General features: G+C 63.3%; 14 protein-coding genes. 8 read left to right on the top strand and 6 right to left on the bottom strand.

Annotation, left to right across the window (positions count from 1 at the left end):
• Positions 1 to 106: 106 nt before the first annotated feature.
• Complete coding sequence (locus AB5Y89_RS11705; protein WP_069651423.1) at positions 107 to 760, bottom strand: HAD family hydrolase; 654 nt, start codon at positions 758 to 760, stop codon at positions 107 to 109.
• Positions 757 to 1,401, bottom strand: a complete 645-nt coding sequence (locus tag AB5Y89_RS11700) for a TIGR01621 family pseudouridine synthase (protein ID WP_029314720.1) — start codon at positions 1,399 to 1,401, stop codon at positions 757 to 759. The genes AB5Y89_RS11705 and AB5Y89_RS11700 overlap by 4 nt, the downstream gene beginning before the upstream one ends.
• A gap of 88 nt (positions 1,402 to 1,489) precedes the next feature.
• Between AB5Y89_RS11700 and AB5Y89_RS11695 the strand changes: the two genes are divergently transcribed.
• Positions 1,490 to 3,082 (top strand): GGDEF domain-containing protein, encoded by a 1,593-nt coding sequence (locus AB5Y89_RS11695; protein WP_010675126.1) that lies wholly within the window; start codon positions 1,490 to 1,492, stop codon positions 3,080 to 3,082.
• A 103-nt stretch (positions 3,083 to 3,185) separates the two neighbouring features.
• Here the strand turns inward: AB5Y89_RS11695 and AB5Y89_RS11690 are convergent, their stop codons facing one another.
• On the bottom strand, positions 3,186 to 4,739 hold the full coding sequence (locus tag AB5Y89_RS11690; RefSeq protein WP_113977538.1) for a PAS domain-containing methyl-accepting chemotaxis protein: 1,554 nt from the start codon (positions 4,737 to 4,739) through the stop codon (positions 3,186 to 3,188).
• Positions 4,740 to 5,121: 382 nt separating this feature from the next.
• Here AB5Y89_RS11690 and prpB point away from each other — a divergent pair, with 382 nt between their 5' ends.
• The 4 genes from prpB to prpF all read left to right on the top strand — a co-directional run bounded on the left by prpB (position 5,122) and on the right by prpF (position 11,217).
• Positions 5,122 to 6,021 carry a methylisocitrate lyase gene (gene prpB / locus AB5Y89_RS11685; protein ID WP_160837110.1) on the top strand — a complete coding sequence of 300 codons (900 nt, stop codon included), beginning with the start codon at positions 5,122 to 5,124 and terminating at the stop codon, positions 6,019 to 6,021.
• Between the two features lie 64 nt (positions 6,022 to 6,085).
• On the top strand, positions 6,086 to 7,243 hold the full coding sequence (gene prpC, locus AB5Y89_RS11680) for a 2-methylcitrate synthase (protein ID WP_124244567.1): 1,158 nt from the start codon (positions 6,086 to 6,088) through the stop codon (positions 7,241 to 7,243).
• A complete protein-coding gene (gene acnD, locus AB5Y89_RS11675; protein WP_368223825.1) occupies positions 7,243 to 9,861 on the top strand; it encodes a Fe/S-dependent 2-methylisocitrate dehydratase AcnD in 2,619 nt (872 codons plus the stop codon). Before prpC ends, acnD begins: the two co-directional genes overlap by 1 nt.
• A gap of 156 nt (positions 9,862 to 10,017) precedes the next feature.
• Entirely contained in the window at positions 10,018 to 11,217 is a 1,200-nt protein-coding gene (gene prpF, locus AB5Y89_RS11670; protein WP_368223824.1) for a 2-methylaconitate cis-trans isomerase PrpF, read from the top strand.
• Positions 11,218 to 11,321: 104 nt separating this feature from the next.
• Here the strand turns inward: prpF and AB5Y89_RS11665 are convergent, their stop codons facing one another.
• From AB5Y89_RS11665 to AB5Y89_RS11655, 3 genes are all read right to left on the bottom strand, one after another.
• Positions 11,322 to 11,555: a DUF6719 family protein gene (locus AB5Y89_RS11665; RefSeq protein ID WP_102983837.1), complete on the bottom strand. Its 234-nt coding sequence runs from the start codon at positions 11,553 to 11,555 to the stop codon at positions 11,322 to 11,324.
• Between the two features lie 159 nt (positions 11,556 to 11,714).
• A complete protein-coding gene (locus AB5Y89_RS11660) occupies positions 11,715 to 12,761 on the bottom strand; it encodes an alpha/beta hydrolase (RefSeq protein ID WP_368223823.1) in 1,047 nt (348 codons plus the stop codon).
• Between the two features lie 96 nt (positions 12,762 to 12,857).
• Positions 12,858 to 15,014, bottom strand: coding sequence for a TonB-dependent siderophore receptor (locus AB5Y89_RS11655; protein WP_368223821.1), 2,157 nt, complete (start codon positions 15,012 to 15,014; stop codon positions 12,858 to 12,860).
• Between the two features lie 130 nt (positions 15,015 to 15,144).
• Between AB5Y89_RS11655 and AB5Y89_RS11650 the strand changes: the two genes are divergently transcribed.
• The 3 genes from AB5Y89_RS11650 (at position 15,145) to yccS (ending at position 19,318) form a co-directional block, all read left to right on the top strand.
• Positions 15,145 to 16,083: a helix-turn-helix transcriptional regulator gene (locus tag AB5Y89_RS11650; protein WP_368223820.1), complete on the top strand. Its 939-nt coding sequence runs from the start codon at positions 15,145 to 15,147 to the stop codon at positions 16,081 to 16,083.
• Between the two features lie 163 nt (positions 16,084 to 16,246).
• Complete coding sequence (locus AB5Y89_RS11645) at positions 16,247 to 16,903, top strand: Bax inhibitor-1/YccA family protein (RefSeq protein ID WP_010675134.1); 657 nt, start codon at positions 16,247 to 16,249, stop codon at positions 16,901 to 16,903.
• Positions 16,904 to 17,167: 264 nt separating this feature from the next.
• Positions 17,168 to 19,318, top strand: a complete 2,151-nt coding sequence (yccS, locus tag AB5Y89_RS11640) for a YccS family putative transporter (protein ID WP_368223818.1) — start codon at positions 17,168 to 17,170, stop codon at positions 19,316 to 19,318.
• Positions 19,319 to 19,354 lie beyond the last annotated feature (36 nt).

The raw sequence follows: 19,354 nt of genomic DNA, 5'->3' as shown, positions 1-19,354 counted from the left end.
GATAGTTTGGCGGGGATCCGCGCCAAAAAATGTAAATGAAATGTGACATAGCAGCCCCAACCTTGCACTGCGCTCGTTAGCGTCCCGCAAGGCTGTCAGCTTTGCCTTACAGCGACCAATAACGGGGTTCGATATGGGGCAGCACCGCCCTCGCCTTTAGCAATCGAGTCCTTTGCGGGTTGATGAGCCAGGCCTGCTCCCCCAACGCCAGCAGGGGCAGATCGTGCAGGCTGTCACTCAGGGTGAGTGCGGCCTCCAGGGTCAGGAGCTCGGGCAGCAGCTTGTGCCTGCCATGGCAATAGAAGCGCGGCACCAGGCCGCCGAAACGGTAACCCATCCGCGAGCCGATGATGCGGTGAGGGAGCCTTGGCAGTTGACGATGGAGCTGGGCACGGACCAGGGCGCGGGGACTGGCGGAGATGACCCAGCAGCGGTGCCCCTCCCCCGTCAGGAGGGCTCGCGCCTCCCGATACAGACCGGGCCGGGTCAGGCTGTACTGCCGTACCAGGGCGCGCCAGGCCAGGGGGGATAGCCCGAGGGTGATGGCCCACCAGATGAGTGCAATGCCGCGACTGCGCTGACCTGGCAGCAGATAGTTCACGGCACCGAACGCCATCAGTGGCCACAGCAGCAGCGGCCAGATACGGCGGCGCAAGATGAAACGCAGCAACCCCGCATGGCTGTCATCCGGCGCCAGGGTGTCATCGAAGTCGGCCAGGATCCAGCCGCGGGCTGGGACTCTCGCGGTTGCTGCGCTCATTCGGTGATCTCTGCGATGGCGGCATGCAACTCGGGCAGGAGGAACAGCGCCCCCTCATCGGGCGGACAGACGAGATCGAAGCTCTCACCTGCCAGGGTGAAGGCGAGGCGCCAGGCGTGCAGATAACCGCGATCCGCCGCCGTGCCGCCGTAACGCTCATCTCCGAGGATGGGGGCTCCCACGCTCTTCAAGGCCACCCGGATCTGGTGGGTCTTGCCGGTCCGGGGCTTGATGCGATAAAGGCGCAGCCCCTCGCGCACCGAAACGGAGTCGAACCAGCTGATGGCCGGGTTATCCTGGGTGCGGCTCAGCATCCAGCTGCCGCCTCGCCCTTTCTCCATGTCACCCTTCACCCAGCCCTGCTTCTTCTTCGGCTTGCGATCGGAGAGTGCCAGATACTGCTTGCTCACTTCCCGCGCCGCGAAAGCCATGCTGAGGGCGCGATTCGCTTCGGCGGTGCGGGCCAGCAGCACCAGCCCAGAGGTCATCTTGTCCAGTCGATGGACCGGATAGAGGTCAAGACCGGTATCCATTCTGACCCGATTGACGAGACCCGGCTCGCCCGCATCATCGTGCATGCCAATGCCCGGACGCTTGTTGATCACCATGAAATCTTTGTGCTGCAATTGTATCCGGTACATGTATAACCCTTTAGAATGTTACTTGTTAACAACTTGAATGCAGGCCTGCAGGCCATCTTCATGGACCCTCAGCACAAGAATCGCACGAATGAAAAAATGCCTGTTTTGGCTGTTGTTGCTTGGCATCACTTGCTTCTCGCCCCTCCAGGCCAGTGAACGGACACGTGATCTGCCGGAGAAGGTGGTATTGCAGTTGCGCTGGCTGCATCAGCCCCAGTTTGTGGGCTATCACATGGCCAAGGCCAAGGGGTATTACGCCGACGCCGGTCTGGATGTCGAGATAAGGCCAGGTGGCAAGGGAATAAGTCCGGTTCAGGAGGTGCTGGCCGGACGCGCCGACTTTGGCGTCGGCAACACCGAGGTGCTGACCCACTACGCCCAGGGCAAGCCGCTGCTGGCGCTGGCCAGCGTCTACCAGCACTCTCCCTCCATCTTCCTGGCACGCCGCGACAGCGGCATTCTCACCGTTGCGGACATGCGTGGCAAACGGATCATGATGTTTCCGGGTCATCAGGATGCCGAACTGCTGGCCACCCTCTACTATCAGGGACTTCACGAGCGCCAGCTCATCCCGGTACCCACTTCGGTCAACATCGACGATCTGATCGCCGGCCGGATAGACATCTTCAACGCCTATCTGAGCAATGAGCCCTTCTATCTGGAAGAGCGCGGCATCTCGGTGTCCGTCATCAACCCTCGCAACTACGGCATCGATTTCTACAGCGACATTCTCTTCACCACCCAGGCACAGGAGCGGCTCAATCCGGAGCGGGTGGCACGTTTTCGTGCAGCCAGCCTCAAGGGATGGCGCTATGCCCTCACCCACCCCGAGGAAGCCATCGCCCTGCTGCGCACGGAGTATGGCGTCAACCGCAGCCAGGCCCACATGGAATACGAGTTGCAGATGAGCAAGGAGATGATCCAGCCGCTCTATGTGGAGATCGGGTATATGAATCCGGATCGCTTCGCTCACATCATGCAGCAGCTGGTCGAGATAGGCCTCCTTGCCAAACCGGTCTCCCTGACCCGTTTTCTCTATCAGGTTCCCTCAGAACAGTGGAGCTTCTGGCGTCCATGGTTCCTGCTGAGCCTGGGTGTTGGTGGTCTCATCCTGCTGCTCTCCCTCTATCTTCTGATGAGCAACAAGCGGCTCAACCAGGAAGTGGCCCTGCGCAAGCAGCGAGAGCAGGAGATACTGCAACTGGCCCGCCTCGATCCCCTTACCGGGCTGCCCAATCGCCTGAGCCTGATGGAGCAGTTGAAACACCAGGTGCAAAGCGACAATCCGGGCTGCCTGCTGTTTTGCGATCTCAATGACTTCAAGCGCATCAACGACAACTTCGGCCACAGCCAGGGGGATGCCATCCTCTGCCAGCTGGCCCGACGGATCCACGACGCCATCGGCCACCAGTGCTATTTTGCCCGCTTGGCGGGGGACGAGTTCATCCTGCTGCTGCCGGGCTACGATATCCGTCAGGCAGAGGAGGTCACCGCCGTGATCCGCCAGGCCATGCAGGCCCCCTTCGTGGTCAATGACCAGCCGATGCAGGTGGGCATCAGCATCGGCGTCAGCCACTACCAGCATGACTGGAGCCCGGAGCAGTGGCTCATTCAGGCCGACAGGGCCATGTATTGTGACAAAGGTGGCCGCGTCATCACGCTGGCGGAGCAGTCCGGCTGACTGGTTCATCTCCCGGCACACAGAGCCGATACCCCCATGAAACCAATAAACAGGAAGGCCACCCCAGGGGTGGCCTTCCTGCATTGCATGAGTCTGACCGCTCTTACCCGAAGGTCTGCCCCAGGGATTTGAGCTGGCGAGCCTTGGTGAGCAGGATGTCGCTCGAAGCGTCCATGTCCTGCATCTTGTTGCTGTTGGTGTGGGAGTGCTGGGAGATGGCGTTGACGTTGCGGCTGATGTCCTCCACCACCGCCTGCTGCTCCTCTGCCGCCGTCGAGATCTGGGCCGAGAGGTCCACCACCCGTTCTATTTCCGCCAGCACCTGATGCAGGCTCTCTGATCCCTGGCGGGTCAGGGTCACGCAGGATTGGGTCTGTTGCAGGTTCTGCTGCATCATTCCCTTCCAGCCGTTCAGGGTACGCTGGATCTGGCCTATGCTGCTCTGGATCTGCTCGGTCGCCTTGTGGGTGCGCGTGGAGAGGGTTCGCACCTCGTCCGCCACCACCGCAAAGCCTCGCCCCTGCTCCCCTGCCCGCGCCGCCTCGATGGCGGCGTTGAGCGCCAGCAGATTGGTCTGATCCGCAATGCCCTGGATCTCGCTCATCAGCACACCGATGCGGTCCGACTCCTCCGCCAGTGCCACGGCGGCCGTGAAGGCATGCTCTGCCTGGGTGGCCAGCTCCGTCACCCTGTGCTGGGTATCTTCCAGCTGCTGATCGGTGTGTTGGCAGTGCGCCTTGGCCTGGGCTATCTGGTTGTCCGTCTCCAGGATATTGCGGGCAATCTCGTGGGCTGTCGCCGCCATCTCGGTGATGGCCGTCGCCACCTGCTGGGTCTGGATATCCTGTTCGGCGATGTCGGCGCTCGCCTCGCTGGAGGCTGTTTTCAGATGCACCGCGAGATCCTGCAGGGAGAGGGTCGCATCGTCCACTCGTCCAAGGACGGTGCGGATCCTGGCCTGCAACAGCTTGATGTGGAAGTCTGCAATGGCACTGGCATCCTCCCCCGAATAGATGAGCCGGGTCAGGCTGTCATATTCGTCCGCGAGCTGTCGCAGATAACGGGGGGTAGTGATGAGGGTGTCACGATAGATCAGGGCCAGCCACAAGAGAGGCAACAGGGTGAACAACGGCCCCCAGGGCCCCATCAGATAGGCCCCCCCTGCCAGCATCAGCAAGACACCGATGATGGCCAGCCCGTGGCGCATCGGGCGCAGGCTCAATCCGCCCTTTCGCTCCCCCCGCTCCACGCTCTTCAATCTGGCATAGGTGCGCCCGGCCACGGCTTTCATCTCCGGCGCGGCGCGACTGCGGACCGACTGGTAGCCATTGATCCGCCCCTGCTCGAAGATAGGGGTGACATAGGCATCCACCCAATAGTAACGCCCATCCTTGCAGCGGTTTTTCACCATGCCGCGCCAGGGTTTGCCCTGCTTGAGCTTGCCCCAGAGGTCAGCAAAGGCAGCCTTGGGCATGTCCGGGTGGCGAACCATGTTGTGGTGCTGGCCGATGAGCTCAGCCCGGCTGTACCCCGCTACCCGGCAGAAGTGATCATTGGCGTAGGTGATCACACCCTGCAGGTCCGTAGTGGAGACCAGCTGTTCATTGGCAGGAAAATCCACCTCTTCGTCGATGAGATGAACCTGGCTTTTCTTCATGGCGCACACCCCTTGTTTGATCACCCACTGAGCGTAGCCAAACGCCTACGGGCAAGCAACGCAGAGACCCAGTCGGGGAGGATGGCTGAGACACAATTTGCATCCTGTTTGACGCCGCGCAAGATTTTGACCCCAAAAGCCCAGGTTTGGCCAAAAAACACTCGGCATTTTCCCAGGTTCACCGCTCTCCCACACGATGCATCACACCAAAAAATGGTTCCAACGAGTCTGTGGTGCTGGCGTTGCCAGGGGTCCGTCAGGGGAGAGCACACTTGATACGACCTTGGACCTAAGCATAATTGACGTTAACGTAAACGTAGTGTGAGATGATACCGTTCACCCTACACATCCAGCAGACACGCACCCCATGAAAGGAGTCACCATGTCCAACCTCTCCCCCTCGGCCGGCAAGCGTTTTCGCACGGCCCTGGCCAACGAAAAGCCCCTGCAGATTGTCGGCACCATCAATGCCTACATGGCGCTGATGGCAGAGCGCAGCGGCTTCCAGGCCCTCTATCTCTCCGGCGCCGGGGTAGCGAACGCCTCCTATGGCCTGCCGGACCTCGGCATGACTTCCATGAATGACGTGCTCATCGATGCCGAACGCATCACGGCTGCCACCCAGGTGCCACTCTTGGTGGACATCGACACCGGCTGGGGGGGCGCCTTCAACATCGCCCGCACCATCCGCGCCTTCGAGCGCGGCGGTGTGGCCGCCGTCCACATGGAAGATCAGGTGGCCCAGAAGCGTTGCGGCCACAGGCCGAACAAGGCGGTGGTCACGGTCTCGGAGATGGTGGACAGGATCAAGGCCGCGGTGGATGCCCGCCAGGACGAGCACTTCGTCATCATGGCCCGCACCGACGCCCTGGCGGTGGAAGGACTGGGCTCGGCCCTGGAGCGGGCCGCCGCCTATGTGGAGGCCGGAGCCGACATGATCTTCGCCGAGGCGGTCACCGAGCTGGATCAGTACGACCGCTTCAAGCAGGCGGCCGGGGTGCCGATCCTCGCCAACATGACCGAGTTCGGCAAGACCGAGCTGTTTGACAAGGAGGCGCTCGCCTTGCATGGCGTGGACATGGTGCTCTACCCCCTGAGCGCCGCCCGCGCCGCCAACCAGGCCGCCCTCAACGTCTATCAGACGCTTCGCCGCGACGGCCACCAGCGCGCCGTGGTCGACACCATGCAGACCCGGGAGTCCCTCTACGATTTTCTCGGTTACCACCACTACGAGCAGACCCTGGACAGGCTGTTCACCCAGGATCTTTCGACCAAGGAATAAGACGGCGACCGGCCGCCTTATGCTGGCGGCTGGCGCATCAACGGACTGAATGAGGAAACATGTGATGAGCGCCCTGCCCGAAACCACCGGCTTCAAGCCGAAGAAATCCGTCGCCCTTTCCGGCACCGCCGCCGGCAATACCGCCCTGTGCACCGTGGGCCTCAGCGGCAACGATCTGCACTACCGTGGCTACGACATCCTGGACGTAGCCACCAGCTGCGAGTTTGAAGAGATAGCCCACCTGCTGGTGCACGGCCACCTACCCAATGTGGCGGAGCTCGCCGCCTACAAGGCCAAGCTCAAGGCCCTGCGCGGCCTGCCCACCGGGGTCAGGACCGCCCTGGAGCAGTTGCCTCCCTCCGCCCACCCCATGGACGTGATGCGCACCGCCGTCTCCGTGCTGGGGTGCCTGTCGCCGGAGAAGGACGATCACAACCACCCGGGCGCCCGGGACATCGCCGACAAGCTGATGGCCTGTCTCGGCTCCGTGTTGCTCTACTGGTACCACTTCAGTCACAACGGCAAACGCATCCATGTGGAGACCGACGACGACTCCATCGGCGGCCACTTCCTGCACCTGCTGCACGGGCACAAGCCACGCGACTCCTGGGTTCGCGCCATGCACACCTCTCTCATCCTCTACGCCGAGCACGAGTTCAACGCCTCCACCTTCACCGGCCGCGTCATCGCCGGCACCGGCTCGGACATGTACTCCTGCATCACGGGAGCCATCGGTGCCCTGCGCGGGCCCAAGCACGGGGGCGCCAACGAGGTGGCCTTCGAGATCCAGAAGCGCTACGAGAACCCGGACGAGGCGGAGGCCGACATTCGCGCCCGGGTCGAGAAAAAAGAAGTGGTCATCGGCTTCGGCCACCCGGTCTACACCGTCTCCGATCCGCGCAACAAGGTGATCAAGGAGGTGGCGCGCGAGCTCAGCCAGGAGCAGCACAACACCAAGATGTTCGACATCGCCGAGCGGCTGGAATCCACCATGTGGGAAGTCAAGAAGATGTTCCCGAACCTCGACTGGTTCAGTGCCGTCAGCTACCACATGATGGGGGTGCCCACCGCCATGTTCACCCCGCTGTTCGTCATCGCCCGCACCTCAGGCTGGTCGGCCCATGTCATCGAGCAGCGCATCGACGGCAAGATCATCCGCCCGAGCGCCAACTACGTCGGCCCGGAGGATCTCAGGTTCGTGCCGCTCAAGGAGCGCAAGTGATGATCAACACGCAATATCGCAAGCCCCTGCTCGGCACACAGCTTGACTACTTCGACGCCCGGGAGGCGGTGAACGCCATCGCCCCCGGCGCCTGGGACAGGCTCTCCTACACCGCCCGCGTCCACGCCGAGAACCTGGTTCGCAAATGCGATCCGACCATCCTCGGCGAGTGCCTCGGCCAGATAGTCCATGGCAAGCGCGATCGCGACTTTCCCTGGTTCCCGGCCCGGGTGGTCTGCCACGACATCCTGGGGCAGACCGCCCTGGTGGATCTGGCGGGCCTTCGCGACGCCATCGCCGAGCAGGGGGGAGATCCCGCCCAGGTGAATCCTGTGGTGCCGGTGCAGCTCATCGTCGACCATTCCCTCGCCGTGGAGTGCGGCGGCTTCGACCCCGATGCGTTCGAGAAGAACCGCGCCATCGAGGATCGCCGCAACGAGGATCGCTTCCACTTCATCAACTGGACCAAGCAGGCGTTCAAGAACATCGAGGTGATCCCGCCAGGCAACGGCATCATGCACCAGATCAACCTGGAGAAGATGTCCCCTGTCATCCACGCCGATCGCGGCCTCGCCTACCCGGACACCTGCGTCGGCACCGACAGCCACACCCCCCACGTGGATGCCCTCGGTGTCATCGCGGTGGGTGTGGGTGGGTTAGAGGCCGAGAACGTCATGCTGGGGCGCGCCTCCTGGATGCGGCTGCCTTCGATCGTCGGCGTGGAGCTCTCCGGCAAGCCGCAACCCGGCATCACCGCCACCGATCTGGTGCTGTCGCTCACCGAATTCCTGCGCCAGCAGAAGGTGGTCGGCGCCTACCTGGAGTTTCGTGGCGAGGGGGCCGCCGCACTGACCCTGGGGGATCGCGCCACCATCTCCAACATGGCGCCGGAATACGGCGCCACCGCGGCCATGTTCTTCATCGACCAGCAGACCCTCGACTATTTGCGGCTCACCGGCCGTGACGACGACCAGGTGAAACTGGTGGAGACCTACGCCAGGGAGGCCGGCCTCTGGGCCGATGCCCTGGCGAGCGCCCAGTACGAGCGGGTGCTGCACTTTGACTTGTCCACCGTGGTGCGCACCCTGGCTGGCCCCTCCAATCCCCACCGTCGCCTGCCGATCTCCGCCCTGGCGGAGCGCGGAATCGCCGTGGATTTGGACAAGGCTCGTGCCCAGGAGGCGGACGGCCTCTTGCCCGATGGCGCCGTCATCATCGCCGCCATTACCAGTTGCACCAACACCAGCAACCCGCGCAACGTGATTGCCGCAGGCCTCCTGGCCCGCAATGCCAACAAACTCGGTCTGGTGCGCAAGCCCTGGGTCAAGTCGTCCCTGGCCCCCGGATCCAAGACAGTCGCCCTCTACTTGAAAGAGGCGGGACTGGACGAGGAACTTGAGCGGCTCGGCTTCGGCGTGGTGGCCTTCGCCTGCACCACCTGCAACGGCATGTCCGGTGCCCTGGATCCCGCCATCCAGCAGGAGATCATCGACCGGGATCTCTACGCCACGGCGGTGCTCTCGGGCAACCGTAACTTCGATGGCCGCATCCACCCTTATGCCAAGCAGGCGTTTCTCGCCTCCCCGCCCTTGGTGGTGGCCTACGCCATCGCCGGCACCATCCGCTTCGACATTGAAAAAGATGTGCTGGGGGTGGTGGACGGCAAGGAAATTCGCCTCAAGGATATCTGGCCGTCTGATGAAGAGATCGACGCCGTGGTCAAGGCGTCGGTCAAGCCGTCCCAGTTCCGCCAGGTCTATATCCCCATGTTCACCCAGGAAGAGGATCAGGGTCCCAAGGTTACGCCCCTGTACGACTGGCGTGCGCAAAGCACCTATATCCGTCGCCCGCCTTACTGGGAGGGGGCACTGGCGGGCGAGCGCACCCTGCGCGGCATGCGGCCACTGGCGCTGTTGCCGGACAACATCACCACAGACCACCTCTCCCCTTCCAACGCCATCCTGCCCGGCAGCGCGGCGGGGGAATACCTGGCGAAGATGGGCCTGCCGGAGGAGGACTTCAACTCCTACGCCACCCACCGCGGCGATCATCTGACCGCCCAGCGCGCCACCTTCGCCAACCCCCAGCTGGTCAACGAGATGGCGGTGGTGAACGGCGTGGTGCAGAAGGGGTCCCTCGCCCGCGTCGAGCCGGATGGCAAAGTGATGCGGATGTGGGAAGCCATCGAGACCTACATGGCGCGCAAGCAGCCGCTCATCATCGTCGCCGGTGCCGACTACGGTCAGGGCTCGTCCCGGGACTGGGCGGCCAAGGGGGTACGCCTTGCAGGGGTGGAGGTGATCGCGGCGGAAGGCTTCGAGCGCATTCACCGCACCAACCTCATCGGCATGGGGGTGCTGCCGCTCGAGTTCAAACCGGGCACCACCCGCCTCACGCTGGGCCTCGATGGCACCGAGACCTATGACGTGGTGGGAGCACGCCAGCCGCGCACCGATCTCACTCTGGTGATCCGCCGTCGCAGCGGCGAAGTGATCCAGGTGCCCATGACCTGCCGCCTCGACACCGCCGAGGAGGTCTCGGTCTATGAGGCGGGCGGCGTGCTGCAACGCTTCGCCCAGGACTTCCTGGCGTCGACCGCGCAAAAGGCCGTGAGCTAAATCGCAACCCGCTCCACCCCTTTGAAAAAGGGGGAGGCATAAGGCACCCTCTCTCTTTGGGAGAGGGTTGGGATGAGGGGAAAGTCTCCTCATCCGCCCTTCGGGTACCTTCTCCCAGAGGGAGCAGGATCTATGACTCTTTTCAGGACACTCTCTATGGCCCACATACCACAAGTAAAAATCCCGGCCACCTACCTTCGCGGCGGCACCAGCAAGGGGGTCTTCTTTCGCTTATCTGACCTGCCCGAGCGCTGCCAGCAGCCGGGCCCGGCACGGGATGCCTTCTTCCTGCGGGTCATCGGCAGCCCCGACCCCTACGGCGCCCACATGGACGGCATGGGGGGGGCCACCTCCTCCACAGCCAAGTGCGTGATCCTCTCCAAAAGCCAGCAACCCGATCACGATGTGGACTACCTCTACGGCCAGGTCGCCATCGACAAGGCATTCGTGGACTGGAGCGGCAACTGCGGCAACCTCTCCACCGGCGCCGGGGCCTTCGCCATCCACGCCGGCCTGGTGGACCCGTCCCGCATCCCGGAGCACGGCACCTGCGAGGTGCGGATCTGGCAGGCCAATATCGGCAAGACCATCCTCGCCCACGTGCCGGTGACGGGCGGTCAGGTGCAGGAGACAGGCGATTTCGAGCTGGACGGGGTGACCTTCCCCGCCGCCGAGATCGTGCTGGAGTTTCTCGACCCGTCCGACGAGGGTGAAGACGGCGGCGCCCTCTTTCCCACCGGCAATCTGGTGGACGATCTGGAGGTACCCGCGTCTGTTGTAAAGAGCGGCGTACTGAAAGCCACCCTGATCAGCGCCGGCATCCCCACGGTGTTCGTCAACGCCGAGGACATCGGTTATGAGGGCACCGAGCTGCGCGAGGCGATCAACACAGATCCGCAAGCGCTCGCCCGTTTCGAGGCGATCCGGGTTGCCGGTGCCCTGCGCATGGGGCTCATCAAGCGCCCCGAAGAGGCGGCTACTCGCCAGCACACCCCGAAAATTGCCTTCGTCGCACCCGCCAAGGATTACCGCACCGCCAGCGGCAAGGAGATTATTGCCGGCGAGATCGATCTGCTGGTGCGGGCCCTCTCCATGGGCAAGCTGCACCACGCCATGATGGGCACCTGCGCCGTGGCCATCGGCACGGCGGCGGCCATTCCCGGCACCCTCGTCAATCTGGCCGCCGGGGGCGGCGAGCGCGAAGCGGTGCGCTTTGGTCACCCCTCCGGCACCCTGAGAGTCGGAGCCCAGGCAGAGCAGGTAGCGGGACAGTGGACGGTCACCAAGGCGGTGATGTCCCGCTCCGCCCGCATCCTGATGGAAGGCTGGGTGCGGGTCCCTGGAGATGCCTTCTAGCCCGCTGCGGCATCACACCGACCAGGCCAGCCAGACGAAAAGAGCCCCAAGGCGACTGCCTCAGGGCTCTTTCTTGGATGTTTCAGGCTGTGAAAATCTCATCATCATTGCGGTCTTGCCACACACTCCACCTTTCTTGGCACATTGTGCTTCGCGTCCCCGCCGATGAGCCGCTTGACCTGCCCGGGTGGGCAGCGACCGTCATCCACATAGGCGGTCTCCCCAAGGGGCAGCCTGCCTGGGGGCGGATCCTGACTCAGATAGGTGACGGGAATGGGCGCAGGCGCAAACCCACTGCACCCCGACATCAGGAGTGCGCCGCACCACAGAGCCAGCATGCCTCCCCTCTTTCCTGCAACCGCCATCGCTCACTCCCTCTGTCGGGGCACCGACCCGGCGCCCCTCGTTTCGGCAGTCTACCCAGGGATGGCGCCGGACCGACACCCGTCTCCGGCGCCGTTGTGACGATTCCAGACACAGGCAAAAATATCGGCTTTTCACGGCTTCGCCCCGTAGTAGTGGGCCAGCAGGGCATCGGCCTCGTCCACGGAGATCGCCATCTGCGGCCAGCGCGCGGCCTTCTCCCTGATGTCCCGCAGGCTCCCCAGCTCCGGGCGCAGTGCGCTGCCGAGGTGGCGGTTCAGGGCATCAAAGCGGGCGATCACCCCCTGTCGGCTGAAGTGCCCGGGCGCCAGATCCAGCCGGTAGCCCTGAAACAGCCACTGGAGTCCCTGATAGACGGCGGGGTGGTAGACGCTGTGGTGATCCTCCTCCTCGAAGTAGCGGCTGGTGACGTGCAGGTTTGCGCCGGGTGCCCCCACTACCTGCCGCGCAAACTGCTGCAGGCGATCCCGGTGAAACGCCGAGCGCCCGAATCCCGGGGTGAAGGGGTTGTTGGCCACCGCCATGAACAGCGAGGAGGCGTGCTTGAGCGGCCCGGTCAACTCCGACGCGATGCGCTCGTAATTGCGGGGGTAATCGAACCAGAGGCTGGCGTCGATGGCGATCACTCCCTGGAACTGGCCGCTATCTTGCGCCTGTGCATCGAGCGCCAGCAGGCCGCCGAGGGAGTGGCCCACCAGCAGGGCCGGCGCCTGGGTCCGAAACCTCTCCTCGATGAGGGGGCGCAGCTCCTCACTCAGATAGCGCAGGAACCGGGGCCCGCCCCCCGTCACGGCATAGCCGGGCCCCGCCGGTGCCCCATTGGGCAAGGTCATGGTGTGGCTCGGGGTGTAATCCCGCATCCGGTCGGTGTTGTGCACCGCGACGATGATGAGGGGGGGAATCGCCGGATTGAGCCCGGCCCGCAGGGCCCGGGTGATGCCGACAACCTCCAGCAGACTCTTCTCCCCGTCGAGCAGATAGAGCACGGGGAACCGAGCCCCGGGCTCGCGCTCATATTCCTGGGGCAGAGAGACGCTGTATTGCCGCGTCTCCCCCAGCAGGGCCGAATGGTGGGTGAAGCGCTGGGCGTAGTGGAGCATGTCTGCCTGGGCAGAAGAGAGTGTGATCATGGTGAGCAGCAGGATGATGAGTCTTGTCATTGGATGAACCAGGATTGCGTCGCCAGCCTTGGGGATCCCCCGTAGGGCGGCGCACAGAGACGACAACAGGGCCCGAGGCCCTGCTGTCGTCGGTCGTTACAGCTTGTAGGTGAAGCCTGCCATCAGGTTCGCCGGCTCGCCGTACATATTGAAGGTGCTGGTGGAGCCGACCCGGTAGAAGTACTCCCGGTCGAGCAGGTTGTAGAGGTTCAGGGTCGCCTGCATCCTGTCGTTGATCTCGTAACGCACCGCCGCATCGAACAGGGCATAGCCCCCCTGATGGGTCTCGACCCCCTTCTGGTTGAAGCCGTAGTCGCTCACCGCCGTCATCCCGGCCCCGAGGTGCAGCCCCTGCACCCAGTCGGCCAAGTGGTAGTCGGTCCAGAGTGAGAGGGCGTGACGGGGGATGGTGTCGAATTTCGGGTTGTGATCCCCGGCCTTCTCCTCGATGTCGGTGAAGGTATAGCCGGTCATCACCATCCAGTTCTGGCTGAGATAGCCGCTCGCCTCCAGCTCCACCCCTTGCGTCTCCACCTTGCCGGTGGCCCAGTAGGTGTTGGTGATGGCAATGCCCTGATCGTCGTAGGCCTGGGCCGCGATGTTGTCGTCCTTCATCAGGAAGAGGGTCGCCCGGGTGTTGAGCAGGCCGTCACGCAGCGAGGACTTGATGCCGGTTTCCCACTGGCTGCCCTCCCGGGGCTTGAGCAGGTTGCCGCTCTCGTCCTGGCTGGTCTGGGGTTTGAACACCTTGGAGTAGCTGGCATACCAGGCGTGTGCGTCGCTCAGGTCATAGACGGCCCCCGCGTAGGGGGTGAGCTTGCCGTTGAACGCATTGGACTCGCCACTCTGGGCTCCGGAACTCAGGGTCGTGCTGACGGCATCCAGATCGTACCAGGAGACGCGGGCCCCGGTGATCACCGCCAGCGGCTCCATCAGCCGCCAGGTCACCTTGCCATACAGACCGAGCTCCGACTGCTCCTCATGGTCATTCTTGGTGTAGCTGTAGTCCGGCTTGGCGACCCGGGTCGGGTCGAAATCGAACACATTGATCTTGCCGAGGTTGCGGTTGGTGTAGGTCTGAATGTCCGACTCGTAGCGCTTGTAGTCGGAGCCCAGCACAAACTCGCTCTTGTGCCCCAACAGATCGAACATCTGACTGTAGTTGGCATCGAAGGCCATGTTCTTCTGCTGGTTCCCCTGGCCGTTGAACATCAGCCCGGTGTTGCCCGCCGCGTCCACGGGGCCGTTGGTGAAGGTCTGCTCCAGCCGCATGTCGTGATCCATGTAGCGGGCCGAGACCTGGCCCACCCCGCCGTTGGCAAAGGCGTGTTGCAGCGAGGCCCCCACATCCGTGGTGTCGGCGTCGAAGAAGTCTTCAGCCGACCCCAGGTAGGTGCTGCGGCCGATGTCAAGCAGGGAGCCGTCCTTGTACGCCGGCAGGCCGTTGGTGGGCAGGATGTCCTTGGTCTGGTGCAGGGCGTAGACGGAGAGGCGGGTGCGATCCGAGAGATCGAACTCCAGGGTGCCGTAGTAGGTACCGTTGTCGTTGTTGTTGTAGTCCACCTGGTTCTTGATGTCGGCGTTGGCCACCACGACGCGGCCGCGCAGGGAACCCTCGTCGTTGAGTGCGCCCCCCATGTCCGCCTCCAGGTAATGCCTGTCCCAGCTGCCATAGCGCGCCGTGACCGAGCCCTTGAAGGCGTCGGTCGGACGCTTGAGCACCATGTTGATCACGCCCCCCAGCTCGCTGGTGCTGTTGAAGAGGCCGGAGGGGCCCCGCATGATCTCCACCCGATCCACCGCCGCCAGCGACGGCAGGGTGCCGTACTTGCTCTGCATGGGCGATGGCAGGCCGTTGAGGTTCACTTCGTCGTACTCATAGCCACGGGAGAAGATGGAGGAGCGACCGCTGTCGTTGACCAGGGTGCGCAGACCCGGCGTGAACTTGGCCAGATCGTCCACCGCCACGAAGTTGCGCTCCTCGATGTAGTCGTTGGTCAACACGGTGATCGACTGGGGGATGTCTTTGAGGGCCGCCGGCGTCTTGGTGCCAACGGTGGCCGAGTCGACCCCATAGCCTCCCGTCTCCTCCGACGGCGACATCCCGTAGAGTGGATTGCCATAGACGACCAGGGTTTCGTCCGGCTTGATGTCCGGTGTGTGTGCCCCTGCCGGGGCGGCAACGGTGACGGCCAGAGCGGCAGAGATGGCCAGAGCCAGCGGGCTTCGCGCTTTATCCTTCAAGACAACCATAGTAAGAGTGACCCCAAGATAGAGATGATAATCATTTTCATTTAATTTTCCGGGGGCTAATATATCACTCCATCTTCCGCCGCAGTTTTGCGGTGTGGTCATTTCACTCTTCGACATGGTCAAATTGCACATGACTGACACAGTGGCAAGGGACACCAGCGCACGCCAACGGGGGCGCTTCACCGGCAGGGTGGAGAACCTGGTGATCCAGGAGGGTCTTCGCTTTCACAACAAGGACATCGTTCACAAGGCAGACTTCGCCACCGAGCGGGAGTTGCCGCCGCAGTTGATCATCGCCATTCCCCTCGAGAGCCGGGCCCTGATGACCTATGGCGCCACTCACAGGCTCAAGGGGTGTCGCTTCCACGAGTCCGACCCCATAGTGGCAACCGCCATCCTCTATACCGAGCCCGACATCGTGCAGGGGGCGGCCAAAGCCCAGGTGCGCAGCCGCAGCATCGTCCTCTCCCTGGACCACACCTGGCTCGCCCACAACCTGGCACAGGCGCATCGCAAGGCTTTCGCACAGACCTTCAGCCGCCATCTGAGCCGCGTCGACTGGACCCTGCCCGCTGCCCTTGGACAGATTGCGGAAGCGCTCAATCTCACCAGCAGCCAGAACGCCTCCGAGATGCTGATGCGCAAGGCCTTTGCCCTCAGTGTCTGGGAGAGCCTGATGACCAACCTCCAGCAGGCCGCCTCCCCCTGTTGCCAGCGCCAGAACGAGCAACCGACGCGCCTCAAGATGCTGCTCAGGGATGAAAAAGCGGACGAGATGACCCTGACCGAGATCGCAGCCACCCTCGGCATGAGCGTCTCCACCTTGCAGCGAGCCGCAAAAAAAGAGCTGGGCATGAGCCTGCAGCGCTACCTTCGCCAGCGAAAGCTGCAGGAAGCGCGGGCCAGGCTGGAGGCGCGCAGCCTCTCTCTGCAAGGGGCCGCCGCCCACGCCGGCTATGACCATGTGGCCAATTTCATCACGGCGTTTAGAAAGCAGTTCGGCTTCTCGCCGACGCGGATTGCCAGACAGGGGAAAGAGCAGGAGCAGGCGCCCTCTGCAACGCCTTGAGCCTCCTTGTTCATGCGCAATACATCTTTGCTCTGGGATAGTAGGCACCACGCAGGTGGGGTGGCGCTTGAAATCAGCGCTCGTCATCCACACATTCAGTGCATACAATGCGTTAACGAAGCACACTTGGTCGCTTCACCCCGGAAATCAAGAGGACATCAAGATGGATACCCGTTCTATCTACACTGGCACCCAGGGTGCCGTGCGCGACACCAACAAGGTGCTGCGCAACACCTACATGCTGCTCTCCCTCACTCTTGGCTTCTCAGCCGTGGTAGCCGGGGTAGCAACCGTCATGAACATGCCGCCCCTGCACTGGGCCGTGTTCCTCATCGGTGTCTACGGCCTGATGTTCCTGACCGAGAAGAACCGTGACAACGGCATGGGGCTGGTGTTCACCTTCGCCCTGACCGGCCTGCTGGGCTATAGCCTCGGCCCCATCATCAACATGTACATGAACAATGGCGGCGGCGAGATCGTGATGACGGCGCTGGGCGGTACTGCGCTCACCTTCTTCGGCCTGTCTGCCTATGCCCTGACCACCAAGCGGGATCTCTCCTTCCTCGGCGGCATGCTGTTCGTCGGGTTCTGGGTACTGCTGGTAGCCATGGTCGCCAACATCTTCCTGCAGATGAGCGCCCTGAGCCTGGCCCTGTCCGCCATGTTCATGCTCTTCTCCTCCGGCGCCATCCTGCTGACCACCCAGCAGATCGTGCGCGGCGGCGAGACCAACTACATCTCTGCCACCGTCACTCTGTATGTCTCCATCTACAACATCTTCCTGAGCCTGCTGAGCCTGCTTGGCGGCAACCGCAACTGATGGATGCTTAAGATGCACAAGACCCCGCTTCGGCGGGGTTTTTATTGGCGCCCATTTCTGTCAGGATAAGTTGCAAATCAAGGATATGAAGCGAAGTGGCCCTGATCCAAATCAGGGCCGTTTCGTTATCGACAGGTTATGCTGTCGCTTTCGTTTCGCTCAAGGGTTGCCTTCATCCCATGCCCATGGACTTCTCAGGTTTATTGCGCCGTCTGCTGACCGACAGCCACATCGATTTCACCTCGTTCAAGGGTGGTTCCTAGCATGCCGATGGATTTCTCCGGCCTGCTGCGCCGGCTGCTGACAGACAGCCACATCTATTTCGCCCTCAAGGTCCTGCTCGCCATCGCGGGGCTGCTCGCCTTCGCGCTGGCAACCGGTGACATCCAGCTCACCGTGCTGCTCTCCCTCGGGGTGGTGGCCGGCGCCATCGCCGAGACCGACGACAGCCTCTGGGGCCGGGTCAAGAACCTCGCCATGACCCTGCTCTGCTTCCTGTTCGCCTCATTGTGCGTGCAGTATCTCTTCCCCACCCCCTGGCTCTTTGCCATCGGGCTCGCGGGCTCCACCTTTATCTTCGTCATGGTGGGTGCCCTCGGCCAGCGCTACGCCACCATCAGCTTTGGTTCCCTGCTGATTGCCATCTACACCATGCTGGGGGCAGCCAAGGCGCCGGATCTCTTCTATCAGCCGCTGGCCCTGTGCGCCGGGGCCCTCTGGTACGGCCTGGTGTCCCTGGTCTGGCTCTGGCTGCTGCCCTACAAGACCCTGCACGAGCAACTGGCCCAGAGCTACTTCGCCCTCGCCCGCTACTTGCAGGAGAAATCCCGCTTCTTCCCGGCCGACGAACACGGCGCCCAGGCCATCCGCCACAATCTGGCCCAGCTCAACATCAACCTGGTCAATGCCCTGAACCAGGCCAAGACGGCGCTCAATGCCCGTCTTCATGCCCCCGGCCGCCACGGGGTTGCCCCCGAGCTCGCGGGCCTGCTGCGCCTCTACCTGCTTGCCCTGGAGATCCAGGAGCGGGCCACCTCCAGCCACTACCCCTACAGCAAGCTGGAAGCGGAGCTCAAGCAGGGCATCGTCCTCGACGGCTTCCAGGAGGTGCTGTCACAGCTTGCCGACGCCTGTCAGCAGCTTGGCTACGCCATCCTGGTGCACAAACCCTACACCCACCACAAACGCATTCACTGGACCCTGGAGGCCCTCGGCGATCAGCTGGAGTTCACCCACCTCAAGCAGCACTACCCCAAGACCCTGCTGACACCGATGAAGTTCCTGCGTCGCAACCTGGCCAGCATCAACCAGTTGCTGCAAAGCGCCGAAGAGCTGCAAAACCCCGCCGCGCCGCCCACCAGCCTGCCTCCCCTGGCACGGCCGGTCGCCCTGCCCTTGCTGGCATTGCTCAGGCAGCACCTGACCCCGAACTCCATGGTGTTTCGCCATGCCCTGCGGCTCTCCCTCGGGCTGGTAGTGGGCTATGGCATTCTGCAGGCGTTTCACCTGGACAAGGGGTACTGGATCCTGCTCACCGTATTGTTCGTCTGCCAGCCGAGCTACAGCGCCACCCGCCGTCGCCTGGTGCAGCGGATGCTCGGCACCTTTGCCGGTATCCTCATCGGCGTGCCCGTGCTCTGGTTCTTCCCCGAGCTGCACCTGCAACTGGGGATCATGGGGCTTGCCGCCTTCCTGTTTTTCACCCAGGTGCGCAGCAACTACAGCGCCGCCGTCTGCTTCATCACCCTCTACGTGCTGATGGCGTTCAACCTGCTGGATGGCATCGGCTTCGCCATCCTCGGACCCCGCCTGCTAGATACCCTGCTCGGCTGCCTGCTCTCCTACGCCCTGGTGGCCTGGCTCTGGCCCGACTGGCAATACAAGCGGTTGCCGACCCTTATCGCCAACTCCCTGTCCGCCAATGCGAAGTACCTTTCGGCGGTACTCGCCAGCCTGCATCGCCAACGGGATGAATCCCTGGACTACCGGGTGGCCCGCAAGTGTGCCCACCTCGCCGACAGCGAGCTGGCCATGGCCTGGCAGAGCATGCTGGTGGAGCCGAGCAAGCGCCGCCGCTTCCTGGATCTCTGCTTCACTCTCACCTGGCGCAACCATGCCCTGCTCTCCTATATCTCGGCGCTTGGGGCCCATCGCGACAAACTCGAGCCCATCGAGGGGCTGGGGGAGATAAGCCGCCACATCAGCCAGACCCTGGAGCAGGCCGCCGGTCACCTGGCGGGGGAGATGCCGACGCCGCTCGCGGGAGCCTGTCCGGCCATCGCTCCGGAGAGCAGCGAGGAGCAGCTGATGCTGAGCCAGCAGCTCACCCTCATCAGCCAGTTGGCAGACGAGCTGCTGATGCTGGCCAACGACGGCCAGCTGCTGACAGGTCAGGGCGAACCTAGCCGGACATAGCCGCCGGGCCTGTCCCGCCCGAGGCAGGCGCCAAGC

Origin of the sequence: Aeromonas sp. s4 (genome assembly GCF_040907855.1) — a bacterium.
Lineage (GTDB): Bacteria > Pseudomonadota > Gammaproteobacteria > Enterobacterales > Aeromonadaceae > Aeromonas > Aeromonas caviae.
This window is presented reverse-complemented; position numbering and strand designations above follow the sequence as displayed.